Raw genomic sequence first — 14,861 nt, 5'->3', positions numbered from 1 at the left:
CGTCTGGACGGACTCCCGCGGGCGCCCGGCGCGGAACGCGGCGGGGCGGGAACTGCGGGAATGACCAGCAAAGCATCTAATCAATTGCGAATTTTTGCAATTCGTCAATCCATCGATGCCCGAAGAAGCCGGGACCGCGACGCCCCGGAAGCCGGGACCGCGACGCCCCGGGAGGCCGGGACCGCGACGCCCCGGGAGGCGGAAGCGAGGAGGGGCCGGGCCGGAAACGGGCGCGGCCGGCCGGGTCAGGCCTTCTTGACCACGCTGGACTTCAGCTGCATCGCGCCGAAGCCGTCGATCCTGCAGTCGATGTCGTGGCCGTCGACGCCGTCGACCAGACGGATGCCGCGCACCTTGGTGCCGGCCTTGATCCCGGTGGGGTGGCCCTTGACCTTGAGCGCCTTCACGACGACCACGCTGTCGCCGTCCTGCAGCACATTGCCGACCGAGTCGCGGACCACGCGCTCGCCGGAGCCGTCGGCCTCCTCGGCGGTGCTGTCGGCGAGCGACCACTCATGGGCGCACTCCGGGCAGACCACCAGGGTGTTCATCTCGTAGGTGTAGGCGCAGGAGCACTTGGGGCAAGGAGGAAGGTTCTCTGTCACCCCGAGAGGGTAACCGCCGCGGTCAGCGCCGCGGCCCGTCCTCGGGCCGGGACCGGGGGCACCACACCGTGCCGCGGCCCGCCGGCCGGGAGCGGCGCAGCGGGCCGCCGCCGCGCGGGCAGTGCGGGTCGGGGGCGTCGCGGTGCCCGGTGAGCCAGGTGTCGCGTGCCGGTACGCGGCCGCCGGGGACCGTGGAGCGCAGGGCGCGGCGCATCCCGGTGTACAGCCGCCGCCGTTCGCCCTCGGTGAGGTCGCTCGCGCGCCGGGCGGGGGTGACTCCGGCCCGCCAGAGCACCTCGTCCGCCAGCAGAGTGCCCAGCCCGGCCAGGGCGGACTGGTCGGTGAGGACGGCCTTGACCCGGGAGGGCGCCCCGCCAGCGCTGCCTCGAACCCGTCGCGGTCCACCGCCGGGGCGTCGGGCCCCTGGTCCCGCAGCAGCCGGTCCGCCGCGGCGGCGTCCTCCGGCAGCCACGGGCCCTTCGGCTTGCGCTGGTCGCGGTAGGGGAGCCGGTGCCCGCCGGTCAGGGTGAACGGCACCCGGTCGTGCACGTGGACGGGATCGCCGGGGCGGGCGCAGTGCAGGCTGCCGGTCATGCCGGAGTGCAGCGCGAGCACGGGGCCGCCGGCGCGGGCGGCAGCCGCTTGCCGTGCCGCCGGGTCCCGGTGAACCGCCTCCCTTCGAGCGCCGTGCGCAGCCGTCGTGCGCTCGCCTCGTGCAGAACGCCCGGATCGCGCACGTCGACCCGGCGGACGGACCGGCCCAGCGCGCAGGACTCCGGCACTTGGCGGAACCCCTCGGCATCCGGCAGTCCGGGCCTGGAGAACCTCCTGTGCGCCCGGCTCCCCGGGGCCGGAAACCGCGGGCACGTCGCGGCCCCGGCCCCGGAGGAGGACCGGGCGGTTCCCGGGTGCCCCCGGAGAGCGGGGCCGTCCCGGACGCCCGGCGGGAAGTGCGCCTTCCGGGTTCCCTGGAGCGAAGAGGAAGGGCGCTTCCCGACCGCCCCGAGGGGCGGGGCTCGTCCCGGCCCGTCCCCCCGGGGGGGACGGGAGCGGGCCGGAAAGCCGGTGGCCGCCGGCGGCGATCGCTGCTGCCGGCCGGCCCACCCGCCGATGCCGGCCAGGGGGTGCCTACTGCCGCAGCCACACCGCCTGGTCCGCCGGCAGCAGGCCGTCCTCCAGGGGACCGCTGGCGAGCAGGACGGAGGAGTGCGGCGGCAGCTCGCACGGCTCCGCGGAGAGGTTGACGACGCAGACGAAGCCCGGGGAGCGGGTGAAGGCGAGCACACCCTCCGGGGCGTCCAGCCAGGTGAGGCCGCCGTCACCGAGGGCGGGGTGCTCGCGGCGCAGCCCGAGGGCCGCGCGGTAGAGCTCCAGCATGGAGTCCGGGTCGCCGGTCTGCGCGGCCACGCTGTAGCGCGCCCAGCCGGCCGGCTGCGGCAGCCAGGGGGACGCGGTGGCGTCGTCGGGGCTGAAGCCGTAGGGGGCGCTGTCGCCGGACCACGGGATGGGCACCCGGCAGCCGTCGCGGCCCCGGTCGGTGTGCCCCGAGCGCTCCCAGACCGGGTCCTGCAGCACGGACTCGGGGAGGTCCTCGACCTCGGGCAGGCCGAGTTCCTCACCCTGGTAGATGTAGGCGCCGCCGGGCAGGGCGAGCATCAGCAGGGTCGCGGCGCGGGCCCGGCGGATGCCCAGCTCCAGGTCGAGGGGGCCCTCGGGGACGTAGCGCTCGTTGGCCGCCCAGCGCCGGACGCGTTCGCGGCCAAAGCGGCTGGGGTGGCGCATGACGTCGTGGTTGGAGAGCACCCAGGTCGCGGGGGCCCCGACCGCGCCGAGCATGGCGAGGGAATCGTCGATGACGTCGCGCAGGTCCTTGGCGTCCCAGCCCGACATCAGGAAGTTGAAGTTGAACGCCGTGTGCAGACCGTCGGGGCGGACGTAGGCGGCGAGCCGCTCGGGGGTGTCCGCCCAGGCCTCGGCGACGAAGCAGCGGTCGCCGGGGTACTCGTCGGCGATCTTGCGCCAGACCCGGTAGATGTCGTGGACCTCGTCGCGGTCCCAGTGCGGGTGGTCCTGGTGCGGGCGGGACGGCTCCGCGTCGGGGTCGCGGCGGGGCGGCAGGTCGGGCAGGTCGGGGTGTTTGACCAGGCCGTGCGCCACGTCGATGCGGAAGCCGTCCACGCCCCGGCTCAGCCAGAAGCGCAGGATCGACTCGAACTCCGCGAGCACGTCCGGGTGCTGCCAGTTGAGGTCGGGCTGCTCGGGGGCGAAGAGGTGCAGGTACCACTCGCCGTCCGGGACGCGGGTCCAGGCCGGGCCGCCGAAGCAGGACACCCAGTCGTTGGGCGGTTCGGCGCCGTCCGGCCCGCGCCCCTTGCGGAAGATGTAGCGCTCACGCTCCGGGCTGCCCGGTCCCGCCTCCAGTGCGGCGCGGAACCAGGCGTGCTGGTCGGAGGTGTGGTTGGGCACGATGTCCGGGATGACGCGGATCCCGTGCTCATGCGCCTCCTCGATCAGCCGCTCCGCCTCGGCGGTGGAGCCGAAGAGCGGGTCGATCTCCCGGAAGTCGGCCACGTCGTAACCGTGGTCCGCCATGGGCGACTTGTACCAGGGGTTGATCCAGATGGCGTCCACACCCAGCGACTTCAGATACGGCAGACGGGAGCGGATGCCGGCGATGTCACCGACGCCGTCGCCGTTACCGTCGGCGAAGCTGCGGATGTAGACCTGGTAGATGACGGCGCTGCGCCACCAGGGTGCTGCGGTGCCGGACATGGGCGTCGAGTACTCCTGAGCAAGAGGGAACGGTCGGACGGACAGCGGTACGGGGTTACTTGGCCGCGCCGGCGGTGAGGCCGGCGACGATCCGGCGCTGGAACAGCAGCACCATGATCACCAAGGGGATGGTGACCACGACTCCGGCGGCCATCTGGCTGCCGAAGGGGGTCTCCCACGTCGTGGCCCCGGTGAACTTGGAGATGGCGACCGGGGCGGTCTGCATCTCCGGGCGGTTGGTCATCGACAGGGCGATGAGGAACTCGTTCCAGGCCGCGATGAAGGTGATGATCGCGGTGGTGAAGATGCCCGGCGCGGCCAGCGGAATGATGATCTTGCGGAAGGCCTGGCCCCGGGTGCAGCCGTCCACCATGGCGGCGTGCTCCAGCTCGTCCGGCATCTGCCGGAAGAACGTGGTCAGGTTCCACACCGCCAGCGGCAGCGCGAAGGACATGCTCGGCACGATCATCGACTGGTAGGTGTTGATCCAGCCGATGTCGGTGAACAGCTTCAGCAGCGGCACCACGATCGACACCACCGGGAACATCGAGGTGGCGATGATCAGGGTGAGGATCAGCCGCTTGAAGCGGAACTCCAGCCGGGCCATGGCGTACGCGGTGAACGTCGCCAGCAGCAGCGCCGCCACGGTGGTGACCCCGGCGACGACCAGGCTGTTGAGGAGCGCCCGCCCGAACCCCTGGGCCGGGTCGAACACCCTCGTGTAGTTCTCGAAGGACACCGGCGAGGGCAGCAGCGAGGTGTCGAAGATGTCCGAGCTGCGGCGCAGGCTGGAGACCAGCATCCAGTAGAACGGGGCGAGGCAGTAGATCACCACTGCCGCGACTCCCGCGTACAGCAGGCCGTTGTGCCGGCGCCGCCGCGCGGGGCGCCGTGTGATCGTGAGCGTGGAAGCGGTCATGCCGTCACCTCCGCGGACTTGCGGCGCCGGCCGAACCTCCGGCTCCGCTCCGGCGTACCGGTGTCCCCGACCAGGTCGGTGCCCAGCAGCCGGACGAACGCCAGCGCGATCAGGAAGACATAGACGAAGAGGATCACCGCGTAGGCGGAGGCCGGCCCGAAGCGCACGTTGGACGCCTCGTTCTGGGCGAGCATCGACAGCGTCTCCACCGAGTTCTTCTGCGCACCGATCAGGATGTACGGCAGGTCGAACATCCTGAGCGCGTCCATGCAGCGGAAGAGCACCGCCACCAGCAGCGCGGGCTTCACCAGCGGCAGGGTGACGTGCCAGAAGCGGCGGGCCCGGCCGGCGCCGTCGATGCGGGCGGCCTCGTACACCTCCTTGGGGATCACCTGGAGGCCGGCGAGCACGAGCAGGCCGATGAACGGGGCCGTCTTCCACACCTCGGCGACGATCACCGCGAGCTTGGCCTGGAAGCCCTCACTGGTCCACAGGATCTGCCGGCCGAGGAGGGCGTTGGCCACGCCGTCGCTGTTGAAGATCCACCGCCACAGCAGACCGGAGATGGCCGTGGGCACGGCCCAGGGGATCAGGATGCCCGCCCGCACGAAGCCGCGGCCGCGGAACGCCTTGTGCATGATCAGGGCCATGGCGACCCCGATCACCGTCTCCAGGGTGACCGTGACGACGGTGAAGAACGTGGTGTTCCAGAAGGCGTTCCAGAAGCGCTCACCGGCCTCGCCGAGGATGTCGGCGTAGTTCTGCAGGCCCACGAACGGTTCGGTGTCGCTGATGAACCCGGTCTCGGGGTCGAGGCCCTTCGGCCCGTACAGCGACTCGTGCAGCGCCATCACCGTCGGGTAGAGCACCACGACGGCCAGCACCAGCAGCGTCGGGGACACCAGCAGGGCGGCCATGCCGGCGGTGCCGCTGGTGGCACGGACCGTCCTGCGCCCGCCGCGCGGGGCGGGGCGTTCGGTACGGGCCGGCACGGCCGGGGCACCGGTCACGACGTCAGCGTCCGGGGACGGCGGGGGAACACGGGTGTGCGACATCGGCCCGCCTCCTCACTGCGCGACGGACTTCTGCAGGTCGGCCTGCAGCGCCTTCAGCGCGTCGGCGCTGCTCTTGGAGCCCGTCAGCGCGGCGTAGGCCTCCCGCTGGATCGACGCGGTCACATCGCCGTAGGGCACCACCCGGGGCCGGGGCACGGCGCGCACGATGGACTCCTTGAGCACCGGCAGGTAGGGGTACTGGTCGATCAGCTGCTGGTCGTCGTACAGGGAGGCGTACGGCGGGGCGAGCGAGGCCTCCTTCAGGAGGGTCTCGGTGCTCTGCTCGCTGGTCATGAACTTGATGAAGTCGAGCGCCGTCGCCTTGTTCTTGGCGAACGACGAGACGGCCAGGTTGTGCCCGCCGAGGCTGGAGGAGCCGGGGCCGTTCAGGCCGGGCAGCGGAGCGACCGCGAACTTGCCCCTGACGTCGCTCTTCTGGGCGTGGGAGTAGACGTAGGGCCAGTTGCGCAGGAAGACCAGCTTGCCGTTCTGGAAGGCCTGCCGGCCGTCCTCCTCGAGGTAGGTGACGGCCTTCTTGGGGATGGTGCCGTCCTTGAGCGAGCCGACCAGGAAGTCCAGGCCCTGCTTCGCCTCCGGGGTGTCGACGTCGGGCTTGCCGTCGGGTCCGGTGACCACGCCGCCCGCCGAGTGCACGGCCTCGGAGAAGTTCACGGTCAGGCCCTCGTACTTCTGGAACTGACCGGCGTAGCAGCCCACGCCCTTGCCCTCGGGCAGCTTCTGGACCTTCGCGCAGGCGTCCTTCATCTCCGCCCAGGTCTTCGGGGGAGCCTTGACGCCGGCCTTCTTCAGCAGGTCGGTGCGGTAGTAGAGCATGCCGCCGTCGGAGCTGTGCGGGACCGCGTAGAGGCCGTCGCGGTACTTGGCGGTCTCCACCACCGGCTCGAGCATCCTGCCGAGCGGGAACTGTTTCTCGGGCAGCCGGTCGATCCACTGGTGGGCGGCGAACTCCGAGGTCCACACGACGTCGAGGGAGAGCACCGTGTAGGCGTCGGACTTCGTCTCCGCGTTCTGGATCATCTGCTGCCGCTGGGCGTCCGCGTCGGTGGGCAGCTGGATGAAGGTGACCTTCTCGTCCGGGTGCTGCTTGTTCCAGCGGTCGATCAACGGCTGGATGGTGCCGGTGGTGTCCTTGGCGGCCACGTAGCTGATGGGCCCGCGCCCCTCGAACGAGGCGGGGCCGGCCTGCCCGGAGCCGCCGTCACCGGACGAACCGCAGGCGGTGAGCAGCAGCCCGCCCACGGTGAGCACGGCCGCACTCGGAATCGCTCGGGTGCTTCTGGTCTTCACTGGATCTCCTGATCGCACGTCGTACGGGCGCATACGGGGGACGTTTGTGACTGCGATGTCATCAGCAGGCGCACTGACGTTTCCGCAGTTCAGAGCACAGGTGGGGGGTAGAGCGGGCGGAAGGTGTGCCCTCTCCCGTGACAACGCTTGCACGCTAGGGTCACCCCAGGTCGAAGTCAATGCGTTACGTCGGGGTAATGAAGAGAATTCAGCCGCCCAGGACACGGCTTACCAGCCTCCATGTCCTGTTTCTTCCAGCGTGACAGCGCTGTCACGTGAGGGGCTCCGGCAAGCGTTTCCTGTGCTAACGTCCCGCTCATGCCACCTGCTCAGCGCCACCCCACGATGGCCGATGTGGCCGAACGGGCCGGGGTCTCCACCTCCACGGTCTCGCGCACCCTGCGCGGTCTGTCCACCGTCTCCCCCGAGGTCCGCGCGCGGGTCGAACGGGCCGCGCGCGAGCTGAACTTCGCCGTCTCACGGCAGGCGGCCAGCCTGGTGACCGGCAAGACCGGGAACGTGGCGGTGCTGGTGCCCACGCTCGACGCGTGGTTCATGGGCGCGGCCCTGTCCAGCCTGGGCCCGCTGCTGCGGTCGGCCGGCATGGAACTGAGCGTCTATCTCATCCCCGACATGGCCGAGCGGACCTCGTTCTTCGACCGCCTCCCCGCCCGGCGCAACGCCGACGCCCTGCTGGTGTTCTCCTTCGACCTCAACGACAAGGAGATGGCGCGCCTGGACGACCTCGGCATGCCGGTCATCTACGTCAGCCAGCACGTCGAAGGGCGGCCCAGCGTCTATGTGGACGACGTGGCCGCGGCCGCGGCCGGCACCCGGCATCTGCTGAACCTCGGCCACCGCAGGATCGCGTTCCTGCACACCCTCGGCGCCAGCGGCTTCTCCTTCAGCTCCAACGAGCGGCTGCTCGGCTACCAGCAGGCGCTGACCGAGGCGGGCATCGAGCTCGACGAGGACCTGATGGTGGGCATCCGCACCGGCGACAAGCGCAGCACCGCGGAGGCGATGGGCCATCTGCTGAGCCTGCGGGAGCCGCCGACCGCGGTCTTCGCCGAGCAGGACGGGGTCGCCGTGGCCGTGCTGTGGACGCTGCGCAGGTCGCGGATCCCGGTGCCGGAGCGGATGTCCGTGCTCGGCTTCGACGACCAGCCGCTGGCGGACTGGTTCGACCTGTCCACGGTGGCCCAGTCGCCGAAGGACCTCGGGCGGGAGGCCGGGGAGCTGGCCCTGTCGCTGATCGACGATCCGGACGCCGCGGACCGCTGCCGGCACATCGTGCTGCCCACGCACATCATCCCGCGCTCCACCACGGCGCCACCGCCCGCCGAGGACGGCGAGACCCGCGTCAGCGGCTGATGCGCACCCGCCGGGTCTCGGTCACCTGGTCCACGTCCGAGGTCCTGACCGTCAGCCGCATCGTCCACTCGCCCGGCAGCGGCAGGGTCAGGTCGCTGGTGGCCCAGTAGCCGCCCCGGTCGGTGAGCCCGGCGTCGATCGGCCCGACCTCCCTGGACTCCAGCGTGAAGGTCATCCGCACCTCCGGCACGGCGACCAGGCCGTCGTCGGCGCCGAACACGACCGCCTGCACCCCGTTCTCGCCGACCCGGGCGGGGTCGAGCGAGACCTGCACCCATCCGGTGCCGCCCGGGGCGCCCGTGTCGAAGGGGACCTGGAACGTGGCTGCACCGGGCAGCCCGGCGACGGGGGCCGCCGCGGTCTCACCGGACGCCGCCTCCGCCTCGGCGCGTGCCGGGAGAGTGCTGGTCAGGACGGTCGTCACCAGCAGCACGACCGCGGCGACCAGCACCTCGGCGAGCACGGAGCGGCGCAGCGCGCGGCGGTGCGGACCGGCGTCCTCCGGGGACGGGGACGGGGACGGCGGCTCCCCGGCGGCGTCCGGTGACACCGGCCCCTCGTCCCCGCCGCCCGCGGACGCGGAGGACACCGGCGGCCCGCTACCGGCGGCGGACGACGAGGGCGCCCGCCCTGCCGCGGCCGCCCCGGAGGCGGCGGACACCCCCACCAGCTCCGGCGCCCGCCGCGCCCCGGGCGGCTCCGCGGTCTGCGCGGCCAGGCGTGCGGTCCAGCGCCGGGACAGGCCGGCGACCAGCAGCAGCGCGGCCACCAGGACCAGCTTCACCAGCAGGGTCCGCCCGTAGGACGTCCCGGTGAGCGCCGGCCAGGACCCGAGGCCGCGCCAGGACTGGTAGACGCCGGTCACCGCGAGCACGACCACGCAGGCGAAGGCCAGCCGGGAGAAGCGGGCGACCGTGTCGGGCGAGACCGGCCGCCGGGCCCGGTGCAGGGTGAGGAGCAGCGCGGTCAGGCCCCCCAGCCAGCAGGCGGTCGCCAGCAGATGCACCACCGAGGAGACCATCGCCACCGGCACCTGGATCCCGGCCGAGGCGTGCTCGGCCGCCGCCCAGGTGAGGGCGAGCCCCACGGCGAGCACGGCACCGGCCGCGAGCTGGACGGGGTGCCTCGGGCCGGACGCGCGGCGCCGGGCGAGCAGCAGCAGAGCCGCGCCCGTCACCAGGACCAGCGCCAGCCGGACCAGCAGGGCGAGGCCCGGGCGCCCGGTGAGGGCCCTGCCCACGGCGGAGGGGTCGAGGGCGGTGGCCGGCGAGGTGCCGTTCTCGTAGGGAGCGCGCAGCACCAGCAGCACCGCGGTGCCGGCCAGCAGCGTCCACCAGCCGGTGAACAGCGGCAGCCGCAGCGGCCGGGTGTCGGCGGGACGGCACCGCACCGCGAACACCGCCGCGCCGATCAGCAGCACGGCGCCGATGTACGTGAGATAGCGGGCGGTGTCGTAGAGGCTCGCGGTGACCGGGTGCTCGTCCGGTTCGGCGGGGGCGGCGGGTGCGGTGGGCGAGGGCTTGCCGACGGAGAAGGTGAAGGCGCCGGACACCGGGTGGCTGTCGGCGGAGACCACCCGCCAGGCGACCGTGTAGGTGCCCTCGGCCAGTTCGCCGGGCAGCGCCACCCGGGCGGTGTCGGGGGCGTCCCGGGCGTGCTCCGGCTCGCCCAGGTGGACGCGGCGGTTGTCGGGGCCGTAGATCCGGAACGAGTCCTCCAGCAGGCCGACGGACTCCGTGAAGGAGAGGGTGATGTGCCGGGGAGCGGTCTTGACGACGCTGCCGTCCGGCGGGTCGGAGGAGCGCAGCGCGGCATGGGCGCCCGCGGGCGCGGCACTGCCCAGGACCAGCAGTACCAGCAGGGAGCCCAGCAGCATCAGCCGCGACAGCCGCCGGTCCCCCGGACCGCCGGCGACCCCGTCCGGCCCGCGCCCCCTCCCGCCGGTTCCGGTCACCTCGTCTGGCAGCCCTCGCACGACCCACTCGCCTCCTGGCCTCGCCTTTGGCCTAGTACGGACGGCAGGCCCATTGTGCTCATCGCGCCCGGGCCGCGAGGCCCCCGGCTGCTCACCAGGTCGGCCGGGCCGAGGCTCCTCCGTCGACGACCAGGTCGTGGCCGGTCACCCAGGAGGCGAGCGGGGAGGCGAGCCAGGCGCAGGCGTCGCCGATGTCCTCGGGGCGGCCCAGGCGGCCGGTGGCCCGGCGCCAGCGGGCCACACCCTCCGGCCAGTCCTCCGCCAGGCCCTCGCGGTCGATCAGCCCGGGCGAGACCGTGTTGACGCGCACGCCCCACGGGCCGTACTCGAGGGCCGCCGAGCGGGCGTGCATCACCACCGCCGCCTTGGAGGCGCAGTAGTGCGCATGGGCCGGGGCGGGCAGACGGGCCTCCACGGAGGCGATGTGGGTGACGGAGCCGCCGCCGTTCCGCCGCATCCGCTCGGCCGCGGCCTGGGTGCAGGCGAAGACGCTGGTGACATTGGTGTCCAGCACCGCCCGCCACTCGGCCGCCGTCATGCCGGGCAGTTCCTGGACGGGCTGCACACCCGCGTTGTTGACCAGCGCGGTCAGCGTGCCGCCGCCCCACTCGGCCGCCCGGGCCACCAGGTCCCGGCAGGCGTCCTCGTCGGTGAGGTCGGCCCCGGCCAGCACCACCGCCGCACCGCCCGACTCCTCGATCCGGGCGGCGGTCTCCTCTGCGGAGGTCACCGCCGTGCGGCAGTGCAGCGCGACCTTGGCGCCCTCCGCGGCGAGGCGCAGCGCGATGCCCCGCCCCAGGCCGCCGCCCGCACCCGTGACCAGAGCGACCTGACCCGTCAGCAGTCCATGTCCCGTCATGTGCGGCAGAGTTCCATGATCTGCGCCGCACGCTGCGGATAGCGGTTGATCAGCTCCGCCGCGTCCCCCTGCTCGTACCCCTCGCAGGTGAACCCCGGGGCCATGGTGCAGCCGAACAGCGTCCACGACCGCCCCGGCGCCACCCGGGCACCCATCCAGGTCCCTGCGGGGACGGTGAGCTGCACGTGCTGGCCGCCCAGGACGTCGGGGCCGAGCACGGGCGTGCGGGACGTGCCGTCCGGGGAGAGCAGCAGCATCTGCAGCGGGTCGCCCAGGTAGTAGTGCCAGATCTCGTCGGTGGGCAGGCGGTGCAGCGCGGAGAAGTCGCCGGGCCGGTCGGTGAGCAGGGCGACGATGGCGGTGCCCTCGGGGCGGCCGTCGGGGCGCTGCGGACCGGCCCACATCTGCCGGAACCGTCCTCCTTCGCGGGGGATCGGCTCCATACGGAAGTGGGCGACCAGTTCGTCGGGCGTCACCTGCGGAAGGCTACCTCGTGGGTGAGAAAGGCGAGTTGTGCCTTCTTCTCCGGCACGTACACATCCGGAAGGTCGACCTCGGGCAGCACCACCACCGGGCCCGCCCGGAAGCCCAGCCGCAGGAAGCGGGCGATCGCCTTCTCGTTGGCCACGTCCGGGTCGATCACCACCCGGCGGCGGCCCATTCCGTGGAAGACATAGGTCGTTATCGCGGTGGCCAGCCCGGCGGTCCAGCCGTGCCGGGCGGCGCCGTCCTCGGCGGGCGCGATCAGCAGATGCACGCCGATGTCGCCCGGCCGGACGGGGTAGCACTCGCCGACCCGGTCGGCCTCCGGCTCGTAGGTCTGCAGCAGCGCGGCCGGGGTGCCGTCCTTGACCACGAGAAAGGCGTGATGGGTCTCCAGGGTGTCCATGTGGGCGTAGATCTCCGCCACTTGACGCTCGGTGAGACCGTTCATGCCCCAGAAGACGGCGCGTTCCTGGCTGACCCAGCGGTGCAGCAGGGGCGCGTCGGCGGGCACGTCGAGCGGCAGGATGCGCACCCGGCCGAAGCCGTCGACCTCCTGCTCGTGGACGGCCGGACGGGAGGCGTACGGGTCAGACATCGGACTCCTTCGTCAGCTGCGCCCAGTCGGTGACGACCGGGACGAGGTCTCCCACCAGCCACAGCGGCTGCTGGTCGCGGTGGTGGGGCGAGCCCGGCACCCCGGAGGCGCCGAACGGCACCACCCAGCCGCTGTTCTCGCGCCGGGCCAGATCCCAGACGTAGCGGGCGGCGGGGCCGCGGGCGGCGAGGTCGGTGACGCCGGGCACGGCCGAGGTGCACAGCACACAGTCGTGATCGCCGGACAGCCCCGGCTCCCGGTCCGCCTCCTCCGGCGGCAGGGCCCGCCACGGGGCCAGGCGGTGGGTGTCGCCCCAGGTGCCGGCGGGCGGCCGGGCGGCCACCTCCTCGAGCGCCTCGCGCACCACGCCGGTGCGGTCGATGCCGAACAACTCGCGGGCGTTCAGCAGGTGTTCCAGGGCGAAGCCGATCCGCGGCAGCAGCGCCAGCCAGGGCAGGAACACCTCGGGATACGGGGGCGGCGTGGCCAGCGCGGCGAACGCCGGTTGTGCCGCGAGCCGCCGTACGACCGCACCGCGCACCGCGGCGTAGCGGGCGGCCTCGGGGCTGCCGGCGTCCATGCGGCGGTCCCAGCCGAGCAGCCGCTCGCGCAGACCCGCGGCGGGTCCGCTCAGTCCCGCGGGGTCGAGGGCGGCGAGCCGGTCCAGCAGCGCGGCGGCGGAGGCGAGATGGGTGTCGGTGTGGATGGCGGGCATGTCGGCGGCGGACCAGCGCTCCCGTCCTGCGAGCAGCTCGGCGATCCGCTCGGCTCGGTGCGGCGGGGCGAACTCGACGCCGAGGGGCTCCGCGAGCCCGCGCTGGTTCGCCATCACGGCGACCCCGTGGGTCAGCCCGGCCCGCGGTGACTCGTGCCACCCCCGCCAGTCGTGGCCGGGTTCCCAAGCGGGCACCAGGCGCCGGCGGTTGGCCTCGGCCCGCACCGGCACCCGGCCCGCGACCCGGTGCAGGGTGCCGCCGTCCGTGTCGGCCGCCTGCACGACGTTGACGGGCTCCGCCCACAGGTCGAGGGCCCGGTCGACGTCGCCGACGGTGCGGGCCCGCAGCAGGGGGAGCAGCGCGGAGAAGCCGAGGTCCCCGGTGACGCGGGGCGGGTAGCGCAGGGCGACGGCGAGCGGGGGCGCGGAGGGGTCGGCGGCTCCGGTGGTCCCGTCCTCCGGGCCCTCGGGTCCCCCGATGACGACCGGACCGCGGGCGGTCTCGACGACCTCCGTCTCCACCGGCTCCTCCCCGGCCACCTCGATCGTCTCGGTGTGCCGGGAGGCGCGCCGCCACGTGCCGTCGGGGTCCAGGGCCTCGATTCCGGCCCCGGTGCGGCGCAGTCGCTCGCGGTAGAGGTCCTGGTAGTCGGCCATGGCGTTGGTGATGGCCCAGGCGACGGAGCCGGTGTGCCCGAAGTGGGCGATGCCCGGGACGCCCGGCACGGCGAGGCCGACGACGTCGAACTCCGGGCAGGACAGGTGGATCTGCTGGTAGACGCCGGGGTCCTCGATGAAGCGGTGCGGGTCGCCCGCGATCACCGCGTGTCCGGTGGTGGTGCGCTCCCCGGCGACCAGCCAGCCGTTGCTGCCGGAGGTGCCGGGCCCGTCGGCGGCGAAGAGCCCCATGGCGTCCGCCCCGAGGTGGGCGGCGACCTGTTCGCGCCAGAGCTTCGCGGGGAAGCCGGCGAAGAGGATGTGCGTGGCGAGCCAGACCCCGAGCGGGGTCCAGGGTCTCCAGCGCCCCGGCAGCACTCCGGCCCGCCCGAACTCAGGGGCGGACGCCGCACTCAGCCCCTCATTGACACCGTCCACGTACGCCCGGACCCACTCCGCCGTCTCCGGGTCCCGGCGCTCCAGGGCCTCGAAGCAGCGCTGCGCCGTGTCGGCGAGCCGGGCCCGGCGGGCGAGCCGGTCCCAGGGAAGGGCCTCGGCGCCGAGGAAGGACGCGGAGGTGCCCTGCAGCCGGTGCCGCTCGACCTCCAGCTGCCAGGCCCGGTCGAGGGCGGTGACCCGGCCCTGGACGCGGGCCAGTTCGAGCGCGCTGTCCGCTCGCAGGTGCGGGATGCCCCAAGCGTCCCGGAAGATCTCGCCGGCCACTGTGCCCTCATTCCCCTTTAGGTTAGGCTCCCCTAAGTACTGGTGCGGGAATCGTAGTCGAAGGGTGAACAACCGATGGGGCAGGGGCGGGGATGGGAGGGCGCGGTCCTCAAGCTGATGCGGGCGAAGGACTTCGTGCTCACCGTGACAGGGGCCGAGGACGTCACCGGGGACTACCGGAGGGTCCACTTCACCGACGGAGGGCTGCTCGGCGCGATCGACGTGCACCCGACCATGTGGGTGCGGCTGTGGTTCGACAACGCGGGCAAGCCGCACCAGCGCGGCTACACCCTGGTCGACCCGGACCCCGCCGCCGGGACCTTCGCCGTCGAGTTCGCCCTGCACGAGGGCTGCGCCAGCGACTGGGCCCGCGCCGCGAAGGCCGGCGACACCATCGAGGCGACCGTCCAGGGCACCGGTTTCCAGCACCCCGACCCCGTCCCCTCCCACGTCTTCGCGATCGGCGACCCGGCCTCCCTGCCCGCGATCAACTCGCTGCTCGGCGCGCTGGGTTCCGCACCGGCGACCATCTGGTTCGAGGGCTCGCTGGACGGGCTGCCGTGCGCCGCCGCCCCGGAGCGGCACGAGGTGCGTGCGGTGCCGCGCAAGGAGGACGGCGACCACCTGGTGCGGCGGGTCCGCACCGAGCTGCCCGGCCTGCTGCGCGCCACGCCCGACCCGTACGTCTGGATCGCCTGCGAGGCCAGGACCACCCGGGCGCTCAGTTCCTTCGTCCGCAAGGAGCTGCACCTGCCGAAGCAGCGGATGCACGCCCTGGGGTACTGGCGCGCGAGCTGAGCCGCGGCGCGCGATCATCG

13 protein-coding genes and 1 pseudogene are annotated in these 14,861 nt (G+C 73.2%); 2 read left to right on the top strand and 12 right to left on the bottom strand.

Annotation, left to right across the window (positions count from 1 at the left end; all coding sequences use genetic code 11):
- Positions 1-245 precede the first annotated feature (245 nt).
- The 7 genes and pseudogenes from HCJ93_RS18165 to HCJ93_RS18140 form a co-directional block, all read right to left on the bottom strand.
- On the bottom strand, positions 246-605 hold the full coding sequence (locus HCJ93_RS18165) for a zinc ribbon domain-containing protein YjdM (RefSeq protein ID WP_167996782.1): 360 nt from the start codon (positions 603-605) through the stop codon (positions 246-248).
- Positions 606-627: 22 nt separating this feature from the next.
- On the bottom strand, positions 628-1,077 hold the full coding sequence (locus HCJ93_RS30040; protein WP_309141440.1) for an Fpg/Nei family DNA glycosylase: 450 nt from the start codon (positions 1,075-1,077) through the stop codon (positions 628-630).
- Positions 1,078-1,148: 71 nt separating this feature from the next.
- Positions 1,149-1,387: pseudogene (locus HCJ93_RS30195) on the bottom strand (DNA-formamidopyrimidine glycosylase family protein); the annotation flags it as partial.
- Positions 1,388-1,733: 346 nt separating this feature from the next.
- Entirely contained in the window at positions 1,734-3,377 is a 1,644-nt protein-coding gene (locus tag HCJ93_RS18155) for a glycoside hydrolase family 13 protein (protein ID WP_167996781.1), read from the bottom strand.
- Between the two features lie 55 nt (positions 3,378-3,432).
- Positions 3,433-4,296 (bottom strand): carbohydrate ABC transporter permease, encoded by an 864-nt coding sequence (locus tag HCJ93_RS18150; RefSeq protein ID WP_167996780.1) that lies wholly within the window; start codon positions 4,294-4,296, stop codon positions 3,433-3,435.
- The gene (locus HCJ93_RS18145) at positions 4,293-5,306 is read right to left on the bottom strand and encodes a carbohydrate ABC transporter permease (protein WP_309141439.1); all 1,014 of its coding nucleotides are present in this window, start codon (positions 5,304-5,306) and stop codon (positions 4,293-4,295) included. The genes HCJ93_RS18150 and HCJ93_RS18145 overlap by 4 nt, the downstream gene beginning before the upstream one ends.
- 57 nt (positions 5,307-5,363) lie before the next feature.
- A complete protein-coding gene (locus HCJ93_RS18140) occupies positions 5,364-6,659 on the bottom strand; it encodes an ABC transporter substrate-binding protein (RefSeq protein ID WP_309141438.1) in 1,296 nt (431 codons plus the stop codon).
- A gap of 318 nt (positions 6,660-6,977) precedes the next feature.
- Here HCJ93_RS18140 and HCJ93_RS18135 point away from each other — a divergent pair, with 318 nt between their 5' ends.
- On the top strand, positions 6,978-8,033 hold the full coding sequence (locus HCJ93_RS18135) for a LacI family DNA-binding transcriptional regulator (RefSeq protein WP_309141437.1): 1,056 nt from the start codon (positions 6,978-6,980) through the stop codon (positions 8,031-8,033).
- Here HCJ93_RS18135 and HCJ93_RS18130 read toward each other — a convergent pair.
- The 5 genes from HCJ93_RS18130 to HCJ93_RS18110 form a co-directional block, all read right to left on the bottom strand.
- The gene (locus HCJ93_RS18130) at positions 8,023-9,909 is read right to left on the bottom strand and encodes a copper resistance CopC/CopD family protein (RefSeq protein WP_167996855.1); all 1,887 of its coding nucleotides are present in this window, start codon (positions 9,907-9,909) and stop codon (positions 8,023-8,025) included. The genes HCJ93_RS18135 and HCJ93_RS18130 overlap by 11 nt on opposite strands.
- A gap of 190 nt (positions 9,910-10,099) precedes the next feature.
- On the bottom strand, positions 10,100-10,867 hold the full coding sequence (locus HCJ93_RS18125) for an SDR family NAD(P)-dependent oxidoreductase (protein WP_167996778.1): 768 nt from the start codon (positions 10,865-10,867) through the stop codon (positions 10,100-10,102).
- On the bottom strand, positions 10,864-11,343 hold the full coding sequence (locus HCJ93_RS18120; RefSeq protein WP_167996777.1) for a cupin domain-containing protein: 480 nt from the start codon (positions 11,341-11,343) through the stop codon (positions 10,864-10,866). Before HCJ93_RS18120 ends, HCJ93_RS18125 begins: the two co-directional genes overlap by 4 nt.
- A complete protein-coding gene (locus tag HCJ93_RS18115; protein WP_167996776.1) occupies positions 11,340-11,948 on the bottom strand; it encodes a GNAT family N-acetyltransferase in 609 nt (202 codons plus the stop codon). Before HCJ93_RS18115 ends, HCJ93_RS18120 begins: the two co-directional genes overlap by 4 nt.
- Positions 11,941-14,043 (bottom strand): penicillin acylase family protein, encoded by a 2,103-nt coding sequence (locus HCJ93_RS18110; RefSeq protein WP_167996775.1) that lies wholly within the window; start codon positions 14,041-14,043, stop codon positions 11,941-11,943. The genes HCJ93_RS18115 and HCJ93_RS18110 overlap by 8 nt, the downstream gene beginning before the upstream one ends.
- Before the next feature lie 75 nt (positions 14,044-14,118).
- Between HCJ93_RS18110 and HCJ93_RS18105 the strand changes: the two genes are divergently transcribed.
- On the top strand, positions 14,119-14,841 hold the full coding sequence (locus tag HCJ93_RS18105; protein ID WP_167996774.1) for a siderophore-interacting protein: 723 nt from the start codon (positions 14,119-14,121) through the stop codon (positions 14,839-14,841).
- Positions 14,842-14,861: the final 20 nt, after the last annotated feature.

Source organism: Streptomyces composti (genome assembly GCF_012034205.1).
Lineage (GTDB): Bacteria > Actinomycetota > Actinomycetes > Streptomycetales > Streptomycetaceae > Streptomyces > Streptomyces composti.
Note: the sequence above shows the minus strand (reverse complement) of the source record. Positions and strands in the feature narration are given on the sequence as shown.

Coding starts and splice junctions, on each gene's coding strand:
- HCJ93_RS18155 (WP_167996781.1), bottom strand. CDS start 3,377: ATGTCCGGCACCGCAGCACCCTGGTGGCGCAGCGCCGTCATCTACCAG.
- HCJ93_RS18150 (WP_167996780.1), bottom strand. CDS start 4,296: ATGACCGCTTCCACGCTCACGATCACACGGCGCCCCGCGCGGCGGCGC.
- HCJ93_RS18135 (WP_309141437.1), top strand. CDS start 6,978: ATGCCACCTGCTCAGCGCCACCCCACGATGGCCGATGTGGCCGAACGG.
- HCJ93_RS18130 (WP_167996855.1), bottom strand. CDS start 9,909: ATGCTGCTGGGCTCCCTGCTGGTACTGCTGGTCCTGGGCAGTGCCGCG.
- HCJ93_RS18125 (WP_167996778.1), bottom strand. CDS start 10,867: ATGACGGGACATGGACTGCTGACGGGTCAGGTCGCTCTGGTCACGGGT.
- HCJ93_RS18115 (WP_167996776.1), bottom strand. CDS start 11,948: ATGTCTGACCCGTACGCCTCCCGTCCGGCCGTCCACGAGCAGGAGGTC.
- HCJ93_RS18105 (WP_167996774.1), top strand. CDS start 14,119: ATGGGGCAGGGGCGGGGATGGGAGGGCGCGGTCCTCAAGCTGATGCGG.